We start from the raw sequence: 18,981 nt of genomic DNA, 5'->3' as shown, positions 1-18,981 counted from the left end.
GGCTGGGGGTTTTTTCTTTGCTTGCCTGCATTTTCAACCCTAATTAATTCCCTATTTTTTACCTGGTTATTTCTTCATCTGTTCCCATTCACCAGGCTGCTTATTTCTTGCTATGCAGACAAGGCCTGGCATATTATGCTGCCGTTATAATAATAATTATCGTTTACGTTATCATTCACTCATTGTCAGAGAAAAGAACAATGGCGCGTCCAAAAACTGCTCAGCCAGTCAACAACTCACTGCGTAAAATTGCAGTCGTTGTAGCCACAGCAGTTAGCGGCATGTCTGTGTATGCACAGGCTGCAACCAACCCGAAAGAAGATACCATTACCGTCAGTACAGCCACTGCCTCGCAAGAAAATGCGTGGGGGCCAGCGGCGACGATTGCGGCAAAACGTACCGCAACCGCGACCAAAACCGACACTCCGATTGAAAAGACGCCGCAGTCTGTTTCGGTGGTGACTAATGAAGAGATGCAGACTCGCCAGCCGAAATCGGTAAAAGAAGCGCTCGGCTACACACCGGGCGTGGTGGTGAGCAACCGTGGTGCATCCAGCACCTATGACTTTGTCAGCATCCGTGGATTTTCCACGCCTGGTCCTACGCAAAATAATTACCTGGACGGTATCAAGTTACAGGGTGATTACTACAGCGGCGCGACCATCGATCCCTACATGCTGGAACGCATTGAGCTGATGCGCGGCCCGACTTCCGTGCTCTATGGAAAGAGCAATCCAGGCGGTATTATTTCTATGGTCAGCAAACGCCCGACCACCACGCCGTTGCATGAAATCCAGTTCAAAATGGGTACCGATAATCTGTATCAGACCGGTTTTGACTTCAGCGATGCGCTGGATGATGACGGCGTTTACTCTTACCGCCTGACCGGACTTGCGCGTTCGAATGACGAACAGCAAGAGTTCGCGAAGCAGAAACGTTACGCCATTGCGCCATCCTTTAGCTGGCGTCCGGATGACAAAACCAACCTCACGCTGCTTGCGAATATCCAGAACGAACCTAATACCGGTTATTATGGCTGGCTGCCAAAAGAAGGTACGGTTGAGCCGTTGTCGAACGGCAAACGTATTTCGACCAGCTTTACCGATAGCGCACCGAATAACACCTATTCTCGTTACCAGCGTCTGGTGGGCTATAGCTTTGAACACGCTTTCGACGAAACCTTTACCGTGCGTCAGAACCTGCGTTACAGCCAGATCAAAACGTCCCAGCAGACAGTGTATGGCTTTGGCGCAACGGGCGATCAGCTTACCCGCAGCGTTATCGTCGCCGATGAGGACTACACCGATTTTGGCGTCGACACCCAGCTTGAAAGTAAATTTGCGACAGGCGATGTTTCGCATATTGTGCTGACAGGTATTGATTATTCCCGTTTCCGCAACGACATCAAAAACGCCTACGGCAGCGCCCCCGCGCTGGATATGAATAATCCGGTTTATGCAGACGTTGTCTTTCCTGATGCGCAACCTTTCCAGTTAAATACCCAGCACCAGACCGGTTTGTACATTCAGGATCAACTTGAGTGGAACAAATGGGTAGCCACCCTTGGCGGGCGTTACGACTGGTCAGAACAGTCGACGACCGTACGCAGCAGCGGTCAGAACGTTGCTCGTAATGATGAGCAGTTCACCTGGCGCGCGGGTGTAAATTACCTGTTCGACAACGGGATCACGCCTTACTTTAGCTACAGCGAGTCTTTCGAACCTAACCCGTCGAAAGCATGGGCCGCCACACTTGCAGATAACGTCGCCTATACGCCGTCCAAGGGCAAACAGTATGAAGCGGGTGTGAAATATGTGCCGAAAGATCTGCCTGTCGTGATTACCGGCGCTGTTTACGAGCTGACCAAAACCAACAATCTGACCACCGATCCGACAAACCCGTTTGCTCAGGTGCCGGCGAGTGAGATTCGTTCCCGTGGCGTTGAGCTGGAAGCTAAAGCGGCAGTTAATGCCAATATCAACATGACGGCGTCCTATACCTTTACTGACGCTGAGTACACCAAAGATACCAGCCTTAAAGGCAATACTCCGGCTCAGATCCCGAAACATATGGCGTCTCTGTGGGGCGATTACACCTTTAATGCCGGGGCGCTGTCTGGCCTGACGTTAGGTACGGGTGGCCGCTTTATCGGCTCCAGCTATGGCGATGCGGCGAACAGCTTCAAAGTCGGTAGCGCAGCGGTCATGGATGCCGTCGTGAAATACGATCTGGCGCGCTTTGGCCTTGCGGGTTCCAGCCTGGCGGTTAACGTCAATAACTTACTTGATCGTGAATACGTCTCCAGCTGTTTCGATACCTATGGCTGCTTCTGGGGCGCTGAACGCCAGGTGGTGGCAACAGCAACCTTCCGCTTCTAATCTCTCTTCGGGCACGGTTCGCCGTGCCCTCTTATAAGTTGGCACTTATGCAGGAAAACATCGCGCTTCCCGATACCACGTTTCAACTCTCCGACGTCACCTTTCGCGTGCCCGGTCGTACGCTTCTCCATCCGCTCTCGCTGACCTTCCCGGTCGGGAAAGTGACGGGGCTGATTGGTCACAACGGTTCCGGTAAATCCACGCTGCTCAAAATGCTTGGCCGTCATCAGCTCCCTTCTGAGGGCGACGTACTGCTGGACGGTCAGCCGCTGGCGAGCTGGAACAGTAAATCCTTTGCCCGCAAAGTCGCTTATCTGCCGCAGCAGTTGCCGCAGGCCGAAGGCATGACCGTACGTGAGCTGGTCGCAATTGGACGTTATCCGTGGCATGGCGCGTTGGGCCGTTTTGGTGTGGCTGACCGTGAGAAAGTCGAAGAGGCGATTACGCTTGTGGGACTCAAACCCCTCGCACACCGTCTGGTGGATAGTTTGTCCGGTGGCGAGCGTCAGCGGGCGTGGATTGCGATGCTGGTCGCGCAGGACAGCCGTTGCCTGTTACTGGATGAACCTACCTCGGCACTGGATATTGCCCATCAGGTTGATGTCCTGGCGCTGGTGCATCGTCTTAGCCAGCAGCGCGGACTGACGGTAATTGCGGTTCTGCACGATATCAACATGGCCGCACGTTACTGCGATTACCTGGTGGCGCTGCGCGGCGGCGAGAAGATTGCCGAAGGGACGCCGGATGAACTCATGCGCGCGGAAACTCTCGAACAAATTTATGGTATCCCGATGGGGATACTTCCTCACCCGTCAGGGGCTGCACCGGTGAGCTTTGTCTATTGATGGACGGTTTTAATCAGATTAGCCGTCGTCGTCTGCTGACGATGATGGCACTTTCTCCTTTGCTGTGGCAGATGCGCAGTGCGCAGGCCGCGGCCATTGATACCCAGCGCATTGTCGGTCTGGAGTGGCTGCCGGTCGAACTGATGCTGGCGCTGGGCATCAAGCCTTACGGCATCTGCGACATTCCTAATTACAACATGTGGGTCAATGAGCCTGCGATCCCCGAAGGGGTGATTGACGTTGGGTTGCGTACCGAACCGAACCTTGAGCTGCTGACCCAAATGAAGCCCTCTTACCTTATGTGGTCAGCGGGCTATGGGCCTTCTGCCGACATTCTGGCAAAAATCGCACCGGGACGAGGATTCAGTTTCAGCGACGGTAAAAAACCGCTGGCGACCGCAAGAAAATCGCTTAACGAGATGGCGCAGTTGCTCAACATGGAAACGGCGGCGCAAAAGCATCTGGATACCTTCGACGGTTTCATTGACAGCAGAAAGTCCCATTTTGTCGGCCGTGGCGAACGGCCATTGCTGATGGTGACACTGCTGGATGCGCGCCATGTGCTGGTCTTTACTCAAAACTGCCTGTTCCAGGAAGTGATAGATGAATTCGGCATTCGCAACGCCTGGCAGGGGGAAACCACCTTCTGGGGCAGTACGACCGTGGGCATTGACCGACTGGCTGCATTCAAAGATGTCGACGTTCTGTGTTTTGACCACGGAAATGATGCCGAAATGAATAAACTGATGGCAACGCCGCTATGGCAGGCGATGCCGTTCGTGCGCGCCGGGCGTTTTCAGCGGGTACCTGCCGTCTGGTTCTACGGCGCCACCCTCTCTGCGATGCACTTTGTCCGCGTACTGGATGATGCGCTGGGAGGCAAAGCATGAAAACGCGTATTGCGCTTCTTCCGGCGGCGTTACTCTCGCTGCTCTTTATTCTTGCGGCCTCGCTTAGCTGGATGAATTTTAATGCCGCACTGCCGCGTGCTCAGTGGGCGCAGGCTGTCAGCGCACCCGATGTCGATGTTATCGCACAGATGATTTTTCATTACAGCCTGCTACCACGGCTGGCGATTGCGCTGCTGGTGGGGGCCGGACTGGGACTGGTTGGCGTGTTGTTCCAGCAGGTTTTGCGTAATCCACTGGCTGAGCCGACAACCCTTGGGGTTTCCACCGGGGCGCAGTTGGGCATTACCGTCACCACGCTCTGGACCTTGCCAGGGGCGCTGACCACACAGTTTGCCGCGCTGGCGGGGGCCTGTGTGGTGGGGGCGCTGGTGTTTGGCGTCGCCTGGGGAAAACGACTTTCTCCGGTCACGCTGATCCTCGCCGGTCTGGTGGTGAGCCTGTACTGCGGGGCGGTGAATCAGCTGCTGGTCATTTTCCATCACGATGAACTGCAAAGCATGTTCCTGTGGAGCACCGGTACGCTGACGCAAACCGACTGGAGCGGCGTACAGCGCCTGTGGCCGCAACTGTTGAGCGGCGTGGTGCTGACCTTACTGCTGTTGCGCCCGTTGACCCTGATGGGGCTGGACGATGGCGTGGCGCGTAACCTCGGGCTTGCGCTGTCAATGGCGCGGCTGGCGGCGTTAACGCTGGCGATTGTGCTGAGCGCTTTACTGGTTAATGCAGTGGGGATTATTGGCTTTATTGGTCTGTTTGCGCCGCTGCTGGCAAAAATGCTCGGCGCGCGGCGTTTGCTGGCCCGCCTGATGCTGGCTCCCTTGATTGGCGCACTGATCCTCTGGCTTTCCGACCAGCTTATTTTGTGGCTGACCCGCGTGTGGATGGAAGTCTCTACCGGTTCGGTTACAGCTCTCATTGGCGCACCGCTGCTGTTATGGCTGCTGCCCCGTCTGCGCAGTATGAGCGCGCCGTCGATGGATGCTGGCGACAAGGTGCCAGTGGAACGCCAGCACGTACAACGTTTCGCGCTGGCTGGCGTGATGCTCCTGGTGCTGGGTACGCTGGTGGCCCTCTCCTTTGGACGCGATGCCGAAGGCTGGCGCTGGCTAAGCGGTGCGATGCTCGATGACGTGATGCAGTGGCGTATGCCGCGTATTGCTGCGGCGCTGACCGCCGGGATGATGCTGGCGGTCGCCGGGTGCATTATTCAGCGTCTGACCGGAAATCCAATGGCCAGCCCGGAAGTGCTCGGTATCAGTTCCGGCGCGGCCTTCGGTGTGGTAGTCATGCTGTTCTTTGTTCCGGGTAACGCCTTTGGCTGGCTGATGCCTGCGGGCAGTCTGGGGGCGGCCGTGACGCTGCTGATCATTCTGGTCGCCGCCGGACGAGGCGGTTTTTCACCGCACCGTATGCTGCTGGCGGGGATGGCGCTCAGTACGGCCTTTACCATGCTGCTGATGATGCTGCAGGCCAGCGGCGATCCACGTATGGCGGAGATCCTGACCTGGATTTCCGGCTCCACCTATCACGCCACCTTCGGGCAGGTTCTGCGTACCGGGCTGATGATGATTGTGCTGCTGGCGCTGGTGCCGCTATGCCGCCGCTGGCTGACGGTATTACCCCTTGGTGGTGAAACGGCGCGTTCGGTGGGGATGGCATTAACCACGTCACGTATTGGTTTGCTGCTGCTGGCGGCCAGCCTGACCGCCACCGCCACCATGACCATAGGTCCATTGAGTTTTGTGGGGCTGATGGCGCCGCATATTGCCCGCATGATGGGCTTTAGACGCACAATGCCGCACATTGTAATTTCGGCATTGGCTGGCGGATTACTGCTGGTGTTTGCCGACTGGTGCGGACGGATGATGATGTTTCCGTATCAGGTTCCGGCGGGTTTGCTGTCGACCTTTATCGGTGCGCCGTACTTTATCTGGCTGCTGCGTAAGCAGAGCCGATAGAGGCTAATCCGGGCCACGGTTTTCCCCCTCTCCCCGTGGGAGAGGGTTGGGGTGAGGGCATCAGGCTGCACAAATCTGGCCTGATGCAACCTGCTTACAGCTTCGCAAACACCCGGCGTGCGGCGTCCACGGTGTGACGAATGTCTTCTTCGCTGTGAGCGATCGACATAAAGCCCGCTTCAAAGGCTGAAGGAGCAAAGTAGACGCCTTCTTCCAGCATCAGGTGGAAGAAGCGCTTAAAGCGTTCGACATCGCAGGCCATCACGTCCTGGTAGCTCGTCACCTCAAGGGCATCGGTAAAGAACAGACCGAACATACCGCCAACGATATTCACCACCAGCGGAATATTATGGTAACGCGCGGCGTCCAGCAGGCCATCCTGTAACAACTGGGTCAGATACCTGAGCGTGTCGTAGGTCTCTTCTTCATCCCGCGAAATTTCAGTTAAGCAGGCATAGCCCGCGGCCATGGCGATCGGGTTACCGGAAAGCGTACCTGCCTGGTAGACCGGCCCTGTCGGCGCCAGTGCTTCCATGATGTCCCGGCGACCACCAAAGGCGCCGACGGGCATCCCGCCGCCGATGATTTTGCCAAGGCAGGTCAGATCGGGTTTCACATTGTAATAAGACTGCGCGCCAGCCAGGGCGACACGGAAGCCGGTCATCACTTCATCAATAATCAGCAGCGCGCCAAATTCATCGCACAGTTCGCGCAGACCTGGCAGGAAGTCCTGTTTCGGCGGAATACAGTTCATATTGCCTGCGACCGGCTCGACGATGATGCAGGCTATCTCCTGCGGATACTGCTCGAACGCTTTGCGCACGCTGGCAAGATCGTTATAGGTGCAGGTCAGGGTGTGTTTAGCGAAATCCGCCGGTACGCCCGGTGAGTTCGGCTGACCGAGAGTTAGCGCGCCGGAACCCGCTTTTACCAGCAGGCAGTCGGCATGGCCGTGGTAGCAACCTTCGAATTTGATGATTTTGTCGCGACCGGTAAAGCCGCGCGCCAGACGAATTGCGCTCATGGTGGCTTCGGTACCTGAGTTCACCATGCGCACCATGTCCATTGACGGTACCAGTTTTGTCACCAGCTCCGCCATTTTGACTTCCATTTCGGTCGGTGCGCCAAAGCTCAGGCCACGCTGAACGGCTTCGATGACCGCATCGCGAATAACCGGATGGTTATGGCCCAGCACCATCGGGCCCCAGGAGCCGACATAGTCAATATAAGCGTTGCCATCGGCGTCATACAGATAAGCGCCGTCAGCACGCTCAATAAACAGCGGCGTACCGCCCACACCCGTGAAGGCGCGAACCGGAGAGTTCACGCCTCCGGGGATAAGCTTAAGGGCGGCGCTGTAGAGGTTTTCTGACTTACTCATGAAATCGTTCCTGGTGAATTTTCGAAAGTGGCAGCCATTCTAAGGGATCCGGCGATTGTTATAAAAGTTTTGCGCACGGAAAGGATAGACAAGGCTGGGGGAGAGGACTTGAAGGATTGGAGTGTGTGATGGATAATAGCCGAAAAGATCGGGTCATTATTTGCCCAGATCGCAGTATGAATGGGAGCAAAAGATGAGTGATGACGTAGTGGTGCCGTTGCAGTTTACTGATGCAGCCGCCAGCAAAGTAAAAAATCTGATCGCAGATGAAGAAAATCCAAACCTGAAACTGCGTGTCTACATCACCGGCGGTGGGTGTAGCGGCTTCCAGTATGGTTTCACCTTTGATGACCAAATCAATGATGGCGACATGACTATCGAGAAACAGGGCGTGGGTCTGGTTGTTGATCCGATGAGCCTGCAATATCTGGTTGGTGGTTCTGTCGATTACACCGAAGGCCTTGAAGGTTCTCGCTTCGTGGTGACCAACCCGAATGCGACCAGCACCTGCGGCTGCGGTTCTTCTTTCAGCGTCTGATCTGCTGTAACAAAAAAGCCGTGTCATTCACTGACACGGCTTTTTGCTATCTGCCATTCTCATCAAGCGCAAAGGTCGGCAGCTTCAGATGCCAGCGAATGGCGGCCAGGCGAATAACGAGCGTCACCACCATCCCGAGCATACTGGCGGCTTCCAGCGGCATGTCGAAGGCATAATATGCGGTGGCATGAACAATCCCACCGGCAATACAGGCGGTGGCATAGATCTCGGTGCGCAGGATCATCGGCACTTCACGGGCCAGTACATCACGAATAATCCCGCCGCCAACCCCGGTTAAAACGCCCATACAAATTGCCACTAAAGGCCCGGTGCCGGCGATAAAAGCTTTGTTAACCCCGATACCGACAAACACGGCGAGTCCAACCGCATCCAGTACGGGCAGAACCCATTTGGGTAAGCGTCGTGGTTGACGTACCAGTAAAATTGTCAGCATGCAGGTGACCATTGCCACCACCAGGTCGGTGGGATCCTGCACCCAGAAGACCGGCCCGTGAGCCAGCGCCATATCACGTAACGTACCGCCGCCCACTGCGGTTACCACCCCGAGCACCAGTACACCAAAGGGATCCATCCGGAGTTTTCCGGCAAGTAACACACCTGATATGGCAAAAACAGCGGTGCCGATAATATCCAGCCAGTAGACAAGCATGGTTCAATCCCCGGTTATTTCACCTGCGCAAGGGCAGAGCAGAGTTGTTGAGCGGCGAGGATAATACGCGGGCTGGCGCGTTCAAACCAGTCGCTGGTTAGCCCAATCACCGGAATATCGAGCTGTTTGTGCCAGAATTGTTCGATTTTAGGGATCTCGCTCGCATCTCCTGCTACCACAATGGCCTGCGGCTGACGCGCCAGTACCTGTTCGCGGCTGACCTGGGGCCAGGGAACCCGGCTGGCGGCAAAGATATTTTCTCCCCCGCACAGCTCCAGGACTTCATTTTGCAGGGAGCCTTTACCGCTGGTGAACAGCGGTTCCCCGCCAAATTGCAGAAATACGCGTTTCTTCGCCTGGTCTGCATAGCGATTTTTTAGCGCATGATATTGGGCGAGAAGCTGAGTGGCGGCCTGTCTGGCCTTCTCCGGCTGTGGGCTGTACTGCGCCAGCTGGTCCAGTGATTCGGCGACCTGTTCGATGGTGACCGCATCTATCCACATTACCTTGATACCCAGTCGCCTCAGCTGATCAACCTGCCGTTCGGCATTGCCGCCACGCCAGGCGAGCACCACATCAGGTTTTAAGGCCACAATGCGCTCAACATTCATCCCTTGCCAGGTGGCAACCTGTTCAATTTGGGCAGCTTCGGCGGGGTAATCGGAATAGCTGCTCACCCCAACAGGCGTGATCCCTGCGGCGAAGGCCAGCTCGGTGTTGCCGGGCGAGAGTGAAATAACGCGCGGGGCGGCATGCAGCCACGTACAAGAAAGAAGAGACAGGGCGGCCAGCGCCCTGAATAAGAACTTAGCCACGGGTCAGATTCTGCACCAGTGTTTCAACCATCAGGCTGGACTGTTTCGCAGCGACCACCAGGAACTCGTCAAAGCTCAGGTGTGACTGCTGATCGGCAACGTCAGAAATAGCTCGCACAACCACAAAAGGAACGCCAAAGTTGTAACAGACATGGGCAATTGCGGTCGCTTCCATTTCTACCGCCGCCGCCTGCGGGAAATTATGGCGAATTTTTGCAAGGCCAACGGAGCCGTTGATAAAGGCATCACCGCTGACAATCAGGCCACGAACGGCGTTCAGGTTAAGCTCTTTGATGCAGGCCTCTGCCGCCGCCACCAGTTTTTCATCCGCTTTAAAGCCTGCCGGGCAGCCCGGGAGTTGGCCGAATTCGTAGCCAAAGGCCGTAACATCCGCGTCGTGGTAGCGCGCTTCATCAGACACCACGATATCACCCACTTTCAGGGTGGCGGCCAGCCCGCCAGCAGAACCGGTATTGATAATCACGTCCGGCTTGCAGCGTTCCAGCAGCAGCGTGGCGCCCATGGCGGCGGCCACTTTACCAATGCCGGATTTCAGCAGGGCAACGTCTGTACCATTCAGCGTACCGGTGTAAATTTCACTGCCGCCAATGGTCAGGGTCTGACGGTTGTCGATTTTGTCACGCAGCAGCGTAACTTCTTCTTCCATTGCACCAATAATACCAATTTTCATGGAGATACTCGCTAAAGTGATAAGACAGGATTACGTTTACAGGGCATAGTCTATCATGGCATACAGAATTGCATGACATCCCGTGACGTCTCGCAAACAGGAGAGGAAATGGCTGAGATCGATTTTCGAAAAAAAATAAACTGGCACCGTCGTTTTCGCTCACCCACTGGTGCGATAACTGAACGTGAAATTCTGCGCATTTTCGAAAGCGATCGTGGGCGAATCATCAATTCAGCAGCGATCCGTCGCCTGCAACAAAAGACCCAGGTCTTCCCTCTTGAGCGTAACGCGGCGGTGCGTACGCGTCTGACCCATTCTCTGGAGGTGCAGCAGGTCGGTCGCTATATCGCCAAAGAAATTCTGAGTCGCCTGAAAGAGATGCGCCTGCTTGAAACCTACGGGCTGGATGAGCTGACCGGGCCGTTTGAAAGCATTGTCGAGATGGCGTGTCTGATGCATGACATCGGTAATCCGCCATTTGGTCATTTTGGTGAGGCGGCGATTAATGACTGGTTCCGCCAGCGCCTGGCGCCGGACGATGCGCTAAGTCAGCCCTTAACCGATGATCGTTGCGAGGTCGCGACGCTGCGCCTGCGTGCAGGCGAAGAGAGTCTGAATGCGCTGCGTTGTAAGGTGCGGCAGGATTTAAGCCATTTTGAAGGTAATGCGCAGGGGATCCGTTTAGTGCATACGCTAATGCGCATGAACCTGACCTGGGCGCAGGTTGGTTGTATTCTGAAATACACCCGTCCGGCATGGTGGACAGGGGAAACCCCCGCTTCGCACAGCTATTTAATGAAAAAGCCCGGCTTCTATTTTTCCGAAGAGGCTTATGTCGAACGCTTACGTAAAGAATTAGACCTCGATACTTACAGTCGCTTTCCATTGACCTGGATTATGGAAGCGGCTGATGATATTTCCTATTGCGTGGCTGACCTTGAGGATGCGGTGGAGAAACGTATTTTTTCTGCCGAGCAGCTTTACCAGCATCTGTATGATGCCTGGGGCGAACATAGCAAAGGGTCGCTCTTTTCTCAGGTGGTGGAAAATGCCTGGGATAAATCCCGCGCGAATACCCTCAGTCGCAGTGCTGAAGATCAGTTCTTTATGTATTTACGGGTTAATACATTAAATAAACTGGTGCCCTATGCAGCGCAACGCTTTATCGAAAACTTACCGCAAATATACAGCGGAGAATTCAACCACGCTCTGCTTGAAGACGACAGTGACTACAGTCAGCTCCTTGAATTATATAAAAACGTCGCCATAAAAGAAGTGTTCAGCCATCCCGATGTGGAACAGCTGGAATTGCAGGGATACCGTGTTATTAGCGGACTGCTGGAGATCTATCGGCCGTTGCTGCAATTATCCCTTGAGGATTTTTCACTGCTGGTGGAAAAAGACAGGGTGCGGCGTTTACCGATTGAATCCCGGCTGCTGCAAAAACTGTCAACCCGCCATCGGCTGGCCTATGTTGAGGCGGTGAGTAAATTATCCCCGGAGGCGGCTGATTACCCGGTGATGGAATATTATCACCGCTGTCGTTTAATCCAGGACTATATCAGCGGAATGACAGATTTGTATGCATGGGATGAATACCGCCGCCTGATGGCGGTGGAATAATGAGTCGGGAATTGTAAAGAGAGACAATAATTTTTTACTTTTTCCAAAAACTTAATCCCGGAACTTCACGTTATAAAACGACTCTGAGAACCACATACACAGCCGTTATGCGTAATCAGTAAAGAGATTGAGACATGAAAAAAACGACATTAGCAATGAGTGCACTGGCACTGAGTTTAGGTCTGGCACTGACCCCGTTATCTTCCATGGCGGCTGAGACTGCGTCATCAGCAACGTCACAGCAGCAACTTCCAAGTCTGGCCCCGATGCTCGAAAAAGTGATGCCATCCGTGGTCAGCATTAACGTTGAAGGCAGTACGACGGTGATCACGCCACGTATGCCACGTAATTTCCAGCAATTCTTTGGCGATGATTCCCCGTTCTGCCAGGAAGGTTCTCCGTTCCAGAGCTCACCATTTTGCCAGGGGGGCGGTCAGGGTGGAAGCCAGGGCGGCGGCCAGCAGCAGAAATTTATGGCGCTGGGTTCCGGTGTCATCATTGACTCTGCTAAAGGTTATGTCGTCACCAACAATCACGTTGTCGATAACGCCACGACCATCAAAGTTCAGCTCAGTGACGGACGTAAGTTTGATGCGAAAGTGGTAGGTAAAGACCCGCGCTCTGATATCGCATTGATTCAGATTCAGGAGCCAAAAAACCTGACCGCGATCCAACTGGCAGATTCTGATGCCCTGCGCGTGGGTGATTATACCGTGGCCATTGGTAACCCGTTCGGCCTGGGTGAAACCGTCACTTCGGGGATTGTTTCTGCGCTGGGTCGTAGCGGCCTGAATGCGGAAAACTACGAGAACTTCATTCAGACGGATGCGGCCATTAACCGTGGCAACTCCGGCGGCGCATTGGTTAACCTCAACGGTGAGCTTATCGGGATTAACACCGCTATTCTGGCGCCGGACGGCGGCAACATCGGTATTGGTTTCGCGATCCCCAGCAATATGGTGAAAAACCTGACCGCGCAAATGGTGCAGTACGGCCAGGTACGTCGTGGTGAGCTGGGAATTATGGGCACTGAGCTGAACTCCGAACTGGCGAAAGCCATGAAAGTCGATGCGCAACGTGGTGCCTTTGTTAGCCAGGTGATGGCGAATTCTGCTGCCGCGAAAGCGGGCGTGAAGGCCGGGGATGTGATTACTTCGTTGAATGGCAAACCCATCAGCAGCTTCGCCGCATTACGTGCGGAAGTGGGTTCCATGCCGATTGGCAGCAAAGTACAACTGGGTCTGGTGCGTGAGGGCAAACCGGTGAATGTAAGTCTTGAGCTGCAACAGGGTAGCCAGACTCCAGCTGAAACAGCGACGGTCTTCAGCGGGATTGAAGGCGCTGAGATGAGCAACAAAGGCAAAGATGAGGGTGTGGCGGTTAACGATGTTAAAGCCAATACGCCTGCGGCCCGCATTGGGCTGAAGAAAGGGGATGTGGTGATTGGCGCGAACCAACAGCCGGTGAAAAATCTGGGCGAGTTGCGCAAAATTCTCGACAGTAAACCTTCAGTGCTGGCTCTGAATATCCAGCGTGGTGATTCTTCGCTCTATCTGCTCATGCAATAACCCGTAATAACCCTCTTCTCCCGCTCGGGAGGGGAGGGCTTCCCTCAGATTTTGTGAGGCCTTCCACAACTCCACACTTCTAATCTTTGCTTTGTGCATATGCACAGTGCATGGCATAATTTTCTGCCATATGCTTGTGCTCTGTTCACGGGAGGGTTACATGGCTGGCTGGCATCTTGATACTAAAATGGCACAGGATATCGTGGCGCGCACTATGCGCATCATCGATACAAACATTAACGTGATGGATGCACGTGGCCGGATTATTGGTAGCGGAGATCGCGAACGAATTGGTGAATTGCACGAAGGTGCACTGCTTGTGCTGGCGCAGGGGCGCGTGGTGGATATCGACGATGCGGTGGCGCGCCATCTGCATGGCGTCCGTCAGGGGATCAACCTGCCATTGCGTCTGGAAGGCGAGATTGTGGGGGTTATCGGTCTGACCGGCGAGCCGGAGACGTTGCGCAAATACGGCGAGCTGGTGTGCATGACCGCCGAGATGATGCTGGAACAATCCCGTCTGATGCACCTGCTGGCGCAGGATAGTCGCCTGCGCGAAGAGCTGGTGATGAACCTTATCCAGGCTGAAGAACATACGCCGGCACTTACCGAATGGGCTCAGCGTTTAGGTATCGACCTGAACCAGCCGCGTGTGGTGGCGGTGGTTGAAGTGGACAGCGGTCAGTTGGGTGTCGACAGCGCCATGGCGGAGCTCCAGCAACTGCAAAATGCCCTGACCACTCCGGAAAGAAACAACCTGATTGCGATTGTTTCCCTGACCGAGATGGTGGTGCTGAAACCTGCGCTGAACCAGTTTGGCCGTTGGGATGCTGAAGATCATCGCAAACGGGTCGAACAACTGATTCAGCGCATGAAAGAGAATGGCCAGCTGCGTTTTCGTGTGGCGCTGGGTAATTACTTCACTGGACCTGGCAGCATTGCCCGCTCTTACCGCACGGCGCGTACCACCATGATGGTGGGTAAACAGCGCATGCCGGAAAGCCGTAGCTATTTCTATCAGGATTTGATGCTACCGGTGCTGCTTGACAGTCTGCGTGGCGGCTGGCAGGCCAACGAACTCTCCCGTCCTCTACAACGCCTTAAAGCAATGGATAACAACGGTCTGTTGCGCAGAACCCTGTCGGCGTGGTTCCGCCATAATGTTCAGCCGCTGGCGACGTCAAAAGCGCTCTTTATTCACCGTAATACGCTGGAATATCGTCTTAATCGTATTTCTGAGTTAACCGGGCTGGATCTGGGGAATTTCGATGACAGGCTGCTGCTGTACGTGGCGCTGCAGCTGGATGAACAGCGCTAGATAAAAAGCAAAACGGCAACCTCAGGGTTGCCGTTTTTAATGTTTTCTCCCTCTCCCACCGGGAGAGGATTGGGGGGCGGGCATCAGACCGCACCCATCGCCATCATTTATTGCGCGTGAGTTTTTCCAGGTCAGATTCAATTTCATTGATCTTATTGGCAACCACGCTTTCAAGGTGACGGAGATCGTCAAGGATCTTGCGTTTTAAATCAATATCCGTGCGATCGCGTTGGCAGATTTGGTCAAGTTCATCAATAACATAGCGCAGATTTGGACTGATCTCCTGCACTTCTTTATAACCCTGACCCACACCATCGGCAACCACCGTCTTACGCTGACGAGGGTATTTAAACTTTACGCTTTTGGCAAAAAACTCGCCTTTGTCCTTGTGAAAATAGATTTTCAGGATGTCGTTATTCGCTTCCTGGCGGAGGCTGTAACGGTCAATTTCATCAGGATTGGTAATGCCTAAACTTTTCAGATTATCGTACATAGCGGTACCCTTAAGCTCAACATAACCTATGAATAATTAACGAAAAAATCTAATTTCGCCACCTCAAAATAGCAAAAAGGCGGGATATATCACCCTCTCCCGAATTGGGAGAGGGTATGACTTAATCGATGGTACGAAGCAGTTCGTTGATCCCAACTTTGCCACGGGTTTTTGCATCGACTTTCTTAACGATTACAGCACAGTACAGGCTGTATTTACCGTCTTTTGAAGGCAGGTTGCCGGAAACGACAACGGAGCCCGCAGGTACGCGACCGTAGTGCACTTCACCGGTTTCACGATCGTAAATACGGGTACTCTGGCCGATGTAGACGCCCATAGAGATAACGGAACCCTCTTCGACAATCACGCCTTCCACAACTTCAGAACGTGCGCCGATAAAGCAGTTATCTTCAATGATAGTCGGGTTGGCCTGCAATGGCTCAAGAACGCCGCCGATACCAACGCCACCGGACAGGTGAACGTTTTTACCGATTTGCGCACAGGAGCCGACTGTCGCCCAGGTGTCGACCATTGTGCCTTCATCGACATAAGCGCCAATGTTGACATAGGACGGCATCAGCACGGTATTACGGGCGATAAATGCACCCTGGCGTACTGCCGCTGGCGGCACGACGCGGAAACCTTCTTTCTGGAAGCGTGCTTCGTCGTAGTTAGCGAATTTCATCGGCACTTTATCGAAGTAGCGGCTTTCCGCACCGTCGATAACCTGATTATCGTTAATGCGGAACGACAGCAGAACGGCTTTCTTCAGCCACTGGTGGGTGACCCACTGGCCGTCAATTTTCTCAGCGACGCGCAGTGCGCCTGAATCCAACAGGGAAATGACCTGATTAACCGCTTCGCGGGTAACGGTATCTACGTTTGCCGGGGTGATCTCTGCGCGACGCTCGAAAGCGGCCTCAATAACGTTCTGTAACTGCTGCATTATGACTCTTTCCATCTATGTAAAAAAAAACGTTACCCTTTATCGTTTGGATTGAGGGCCTCTGTCAACCGTTGTTGCACCTCTCTTTGCAGCTCATTATTAAGGCCACGCCGGTCGGCTGTTGCGATTATAAATAAATCTTCTACTCGCTCACCAATTGTCGTAATTCTCGCCCCGTGGAGCGAAATGCCAAGGTCGGCAAACACCTTGCCGACACGCGCCAGTAATCCTGGCTGGTCGAGTGCAATAAGTTCGAGGAAGGTTCTTCTGTCCGTGTGGGTGGGCAGGAAATTAACCTCGGTATCAACATTAAAGTGACGTAATTTTGCTGGCTGACGGCGGGGTTGCGGCGGCTGCCAGGAGTGCTGGGTAATCGCTTGCTCCAGGCCAAAACTGGTTGCTTCATGCCTGTCGGCCGAGAGTGGGCTGCCATCAGGCTCAAGGACAATAAAGGTGTCCATCGCCATCCCATCGCGGGTGGTGAAAATCTGGGCGTCATGTACGCTCAGATTGCGCCGGTCAAGCTCAGCGCAGACGGCGGCAAACAGATAGGGCCGGTCAGGACTCCAGATAAAAATCTCCGTTCCGCCGCGTGTTGCCTGGGGGCTGAGTAAAATGAGCGGTTTGCTCAGATCGTGTTCCAGCAGATGGCGCGCGTGCCAGGCGAGCTGATTTGGGCTATGACGTACAAAATAGTTGGCACGACAACGGGCCCAAATCTGGTGAAGTTTTTCCTCATCGATGTTGTCCATACGCAGTAAAGCCAGCGCCTGCAACTGGTGATGGCGCACACGCTCGCGCATATCCGGGGTATTTTGCATGCCACGACGCAACTGTTTCTCGGTAGCGAAATAGAGCTCGCGTAGCAGGCTCTGCTTCCAGCTGTTCCACAGAGTTTCGTTGGTGGCGCAGATATCGGCGACGGTCAGACAGACCAGAAAACGCAGACGGTTTTCCGTTTGTACCTCTTCGGCGAACTGCTTGATCACTTCCGGATCCTGAATATCACGACGCTGAGCGGTGACTGACATCAGCAGGTGGTTACGCACAAGCCAGGCAACCAGTTGTGTTTCCCGCGAGTTAAGCCCGTGTAGCTCGGCAAATTTCAGCACATCCTGGGCACCGAGCACCGAGTGGTCGCCGCCGCGACCTTTGGCGATATCATGGAACAGAGCGGCAATCAAAATCAGCTCAGGATGGGTCAGCCGCGGCCACAGATCAACGCAAAGCGGATGGCGCTGGCGCGTCTCTTCCTGAGCAAAACTTTCCAGTTTGAGCATCACGCGGATGGTGTGTTCATCGACGGTATAGGCGTGAAAGAGGTCAAACTGCATCTGACCGACAATATGCGACCATTGTGGCATATAGGCCCACAGTACGCTGTGGCGATGCATCGGCAGCAGCCCACGCTTAACCGCGCCGGGGTGGCGCAGGAGGCTTAAGAAAATTGAACGGGCTTCCGGAATGTAACATAACGGCTGCGTCAGATGACGACGGGCATGGCGCAGATGGCGTAGCGTTGTCGAGTAGATCCCGGTGATGCTGCTGTTGCGAACCATAATATAGAACATGCGCAAAATGGCCTGCGGCTCGCGGATAAACAGCATCTCATCACGTAAATCTATCAGTGTGCCGCGTAACTGGAATTCATCGTCAATCGCCCGTGGTTTTTCATCGGTGGTCAGCGCGAGGATGGCTTCATCAAACAGTTGCAGCAGCATCTGATTAAGCTCGGTCACGCGACGGGTAACCCGGTAGAAATCCTTCATCATATGTTCGACAGGCTGGTTGCCTTCACCGACATAATTCAGGCGCTGGGCCACGCTTAACTGGCGATCGAACAGCAGCCGGTTGTCGTAGCGGCTGACTTCGAGATGCAGGGCGAAGCGGATCCGCCAGAGCAGATGCAGACATTCATTCAGCTCATTACGCTCGGCTTCGGTTAAAAAGCCAAATCCCACCATCTCATCCAGCGATGTTGCGCCAAAATGGCGGCGGGCCACCCATTGCAGAGTGTGGATATCTCGCAGGCCGCCAGGGCTGCTTTTGATGTCCGGTTCAAGGTTATAGCTGGTGCCGTGATAGCGCTGGTGACGTTCGTTCTGTTCAGTAACTTTCGCCGGGAAAAATTTCTCAGAAGGCCAAAATTTTTCACTGAAAATGTGTTTTTGTAGTTCCAGAAACAGGGCGACATCGCCAATCAGCAGGCGCGATTCAATCAGGTTGGTGGCAACGGTTAAATCGGAGAGCCCTTCTTGCAGGCATTCATCCAGGGTGCGGACACTGTGGCCCACTTCCAGTTTGACATCCCACAGCAGGGTCAGCAGTTCGCCAATTTTTTGTGCGCGCTCATCGGATAATTTGGCCCGGCTTAAGATAAGTAAATCGATGTCGGAAAGAGGGTGCAGCTCACCGCGACCGTAGCCGCCAACCGCGACCAGCGCCGCGTCACTCTGCTCACCAAAACCATACTCCAGCCACAGACGCTGTAACAGCTGGTCGATAAATTCAGTGCGCGCCTCAATAAGTTGTTCGGCGGAGAGCCCGGCATCAAAGACTTGCGCCAGCCACTGCTGAAAGCGGTCGATGCGGGCTTTAATCGTCGTGCAGGTCAGTTCACTCTGCGGCCAGCTGCCAGGGTACTCGGGCTGACCGGGAAGGGTGGGTTTTACCGTGCTGACAAATTGTTCAGATACTGTATTGCTCATGACAGGCCACCCTAATCATATGGACAGCGAACCGTGCCACTGGCCGTGAAATTTTTGCCGGTGCGGACAAGGTACGGATAAATAATAGTGAATAAAGAGTAAGACATACGTCTGTTCAGACAAGTTAAAAGAGATAAC

Annotated in this window: 15 protein-coding genes; 8 read left to right on the top strand and 7 right to left on the bottom strand. The window is 54.3% G+C overall.

Translation table 11 applies throughout. The features are described from left to right. The first annotated feature begins 200 nt into the window (after positions 1-200). Genes fhuA through fhuB form a run of 4 tightly spaced genes read left to right on the top strand, consistent with a single transcriptional unit; the run spans position 201 to position 6,092 of the window. Positions 201-2,378, top strand: coding sequence for a ferrichrome porin FhuA (gene fhuA, locus ACSZO4_RS00835; protein ID WP_437886937.1), 2,178 nt, complete (start codon positions 201-203; stop codon positions 2,376-2,378). A gap of 47 nt (positions 2,379-2,425) precedes the next feature. After that, positions 2,426-3,223 carry a Fe3+-hydroxamate ABC transporter ATP-binding protein FhuC gene (fhuC, locus tag ACSZO4_RS00830; RefSeq protein ID WP_437886936.1) on the top strand — a complete coding sequence of 266 codons (798 nt, stop codon included), beginning with the start codon at positions 2,426-2,428 and terminating at the stop codon, positions 3,221-3,223. After that, positions 3,223-4,113 (top strand): Fe(3+)-hydroxamate ABC transporter substrate-binding protein FhuD, encoded by an 891-nt coding sequence (gene fhuD, locus ACSZO4_RS00825; RefSeq protein ID WP_437886935.1) that lies wholly within the window; start codon positions 3,223-3,225, stop codon positions 4,111-4,113. The genes fhuC and fhuD overlap by 1 nt, the downstream gene beginning before the upstream one ends. Further along, entirely contained in the window at positions 4,110-6,092 is a 1,983-nt protein-coding gene (gene fhuB, locus ACSZO4_RS00820) for a Fe(3+)-hydroxamate ABC transporter permease FhuB (RefSeq protein WP_437886934.1), read from the top strand. The genes fhuD and fhuB overlap by 4 nt, the downstream gene beginning before the upstream one ends. Positions 6,093-6,186: 94 nt before the next feature. On the opposite strand, the gene hemL is transcribed toward fhuB, so the two are convergent. Then, positions 6,187-7,473 (bottom strand): glutamate-1-semialdehyde 2,1-aminomutase, encoded by a 1,287-nt coding sequence (hemL, locus tag ACSZO4_RS00815; protein WP_437886933.1) that lies wholly within the window; start codon positions 7,471-7,473, stop codon positions 6,187-6,189. A 193-nt stretch (positions 7,474-7,666) separates the two neighbouring features. Here hemL and erpA point away from each other — a divergent pair, with 193 nt between their 5' ends. After that, a complete protein-coding gene (gene erpA / locus ACSZO4_RS00810; protein ID WP_437886932.1) occupies positions 7,667-8,011 on the top strand; it encodes an iron-sulfur cluster insertion protein ErpA in 345 nt (114 codons plus the stop codon). A 46-nt stretch (positions 8,012-8,057) separates the two neighbouring features. Here erpA and ACSZO4_RS00805 read toward each other — a convergent pair whose 3' ends face one another. Genes ACSZO4_RS00805 through mtnN form a run of 3 tightly spaced genes read right to left on the bottom strand, consistent with a single transcriptional unit; the run spans position 8,058 to position 10,187 of the window. Then, positions 8,058-8,681: a TRIC cation channel family protein gene (locus tag ACSZO4_RS00805; RefSeq protein ID WP_437886931.1), complete on the bottom strand. Its 624-nt coding sequence runs from the start codon at positions 8,679-8,681 to the stop codon at positions 8,058-8,060. Positions 8,682-8,695: 14 nt separating this feature from the next. After that, positions 8,696-9,496: a vitamin B12 ABC transporter substrate-binding protein BtuF gene (gene btuF / locus ACSZO4_RS00800; RefSeq protein ID WP_437886930.1), complete on the bottom strand. Its 801-nt coding sequence runs from the start codon at positions 9,494-9,496 to the stop codon at positions 8,696-8,698. Next, positions 9,489-10,187: a 5'-methylthioadenosine/S-adenosylhomocysteine nucleosidase gene (gene mtnN, locus ACSZO4_RS00795; RefSeq protein WP_437886929.1), complete on the bottom strand. Its 699-nt coding sequence runs from the start codon at positions 10,185-10,187 to the stop codon at positions 9,489-9,491. Before mtnN ends, btuF begins: the two co-directional genes overlap by 8 nt. A 108-nt stretch (positions 10,188-10,295) precedes the next feature. Here mtnN and dgt point away from each other — a divergent pair, with 108 nt between their 5' ends. The 3 genes from dgt to cdaR all read left to right on the top strand — a co-directional run bounded on the left by dgt (position 10,296) and on the right by cdaR (position 14,696). Continuing rightward, positions 10,296-11,810 (top strand): dGTPase, encoded by a 1,515-nt coding sequence (gene dgt / locus ACSZO4_RS00790; RefSeq protein ID WP_437886928.1) that lies wholly within the window; start codon positions 10,296-10,298, stop codon positions 11,808-11,810. Between the two features lie 134 nt (positions 11,811-11,944). Further along, positions 11,945-13,378, top strand: coding sequence for a serine endoprotease DegP (degP, locus tag ACSZO4_RS00785; RefSeq protein WP_437886927.1), 1,434 nt, complete (start codon positions 11,945-11,947; stop codon positions 13,376-13,378). 160 nt (positions 13,379-13,538) lie between these two features. Continuing rightward, positions 13,539-14,696: a DNA-binding transcriptional regulator CdaR gene (gene cdaR, locus ACSZO4_RS00780; protein ID WP_437886926.1), complete on the top strand. Its 1,158-nt coding sequence runs from the start codon at positions 13,539-13,541 to the stop codon at positions 14,694-14,696. 103 nt (positions 14,697-14,799) lie between these two features. Here the strand turns inward: cdaR and ACSZO4_RS00775 are convergent, their stop codons facing one another. From ACSZO4_RS00775 to glnD, 3 genes are all read right to left on the bottom strand, one after another. After that, on the bottom strand, positions 14,800-15,189 hold the full coding sequence (locus tag ACSZO4_RS00775) for a DUF3461 family protein (RefSeq protein ID WP_437886925.1): 390 nt from the start codon (positions 15,187-15,189) through the stop codon (positions 14,800-14,802). Positions 15,190-15,310: 121 nt separating this feature from the next. Further along, positions 15,311-16,135, bottom strand: coding sequence for a 2,3,4,5-tetrahydropyridine-2,6-dicarboxylate N-succinyltransferase (gene dapD, locus ACSZO4_RS00770; RefSeq protein ID WP_437886924.1), 825 nt, complete (start codon positions 16,133-16,135; stop codon positions 15,311-15,313). Between the two features lie 32 nt (positions 16,136-16,167). Continuing rightward, complete coding sequence (glnD, locus tag ACSZO4_RS00765; protein WP_437886923.1) at positions 16,168-18,843, bottom strand: bifunctional uridylyltransferase/uridylyl-removing protein GlnD; 2,676 nt, start codon at positions 18,841-18,843, stop codon at positions 16,168-16,170. Positions 18,844-18,981: the final 138 nt, after the last annotated feature.

The organism is Phytobacter sp. V91 (genome assembly GCF_965644225.1).
Classification (GTDB): domain Bacteria; phylum Pseudomonadota; class Gammaproteobacteria; order Enterobacterales; family Enterobacteriaceae; genus CBFFRJ01.
Note: the sequence above shows the minus strand (reverse complement) of the source record. Positions and strands in the feature narration are given on the sequence as shown.

Coding starts and splice junctions, on each gene's coding strand:
- fhuD (WP_437886935.1), top strand. CDS start 3,223: ATGGACGGTTTTAATCAGATTAGCCGTCGTCGTCTGCTGACGATGATG.
- ACSZO4_RS00805 (WP_437886931.1), bottom strand. CDS start 8,681: ATGCTTGTCTACTGGCTGGATATTATCGGCACCGCTGTTTTTGCCATA.
- fhuC (WP_437886936.1), top strand. CDS start 2,426: ATGCAGGAAAACATCGCGCTTCCCGATACCACGTTTCAACTCTCCGAC.
- dapD (WP_437886924.1), bottom strand. CDS start 16,135: ATGCAGCAGTTACAGAACGTTATTGAGGCCGCTTTCGAGCGTCGCGCA.
- cdaR (WP_437886926.1), top strand. CDS start 13,539: ATGGCTGGCTGGCATCTTGATACTAAAATGGCACAGGATATCGTGGCG.
- dgt (WP_437886928.1), top strand. CDS start 10,296: ATGGCTGAGATCGATTTTCGAAAAAAAATAAACTGGCACCGTCGTTTT.
- degP (WP_437886927.1), top strand. CDS start 11,945: ATGAAAAAAACGACATTAGCAATGAGTGCACTGGCACTGAGTTTAGGT.
- hemL (WP_437886933.1), bottom strand. CDS start 7,473: ATGAGTAAGTCAGAAAACCTCTACAGCGCCGCCCTTAAGCTTATCCCC.
- erpA (WP_437886932.1), top strand. CDS start 7,667: ATGAGTGATGACGTAGTGGTGCCGTTGCAGTTTACTGATGCAGCCGCC.
- ACSZO4_RS00775 (WP_437886925.1), bottom strand. CDS start 15,189: ATGTACGATAATCTGAAAAGTTTAGGCATTACCAATCCTGATGAAATT.
- glnD (WP_437886923.1), bottom strand. CDS start 18,843: ATGAGCAATACAGTATCTGAACAATTTGTCAGCACGGTAAAACCCACC.
- fhuB (WP_437886934.1), top strand. CDS start 4,110: ATGAAAACGCGTATTGCGCTTCTTCCGGCGGCGTTACTCTCGCTGCTC.
- mtnN (WP_437886929.1), bottom strand. CDS start 10,187: ATGAAAATTGGTATTATTGGTGCAATGGAAGAAGAAGTTACGCTGCTG.
- fhuA (WP_437886937.1), top strand. CDS start 201: ATGGCGCGTCCAAAAACTGCTCAGCCAGTCAACAACTCACTGCGTAAA.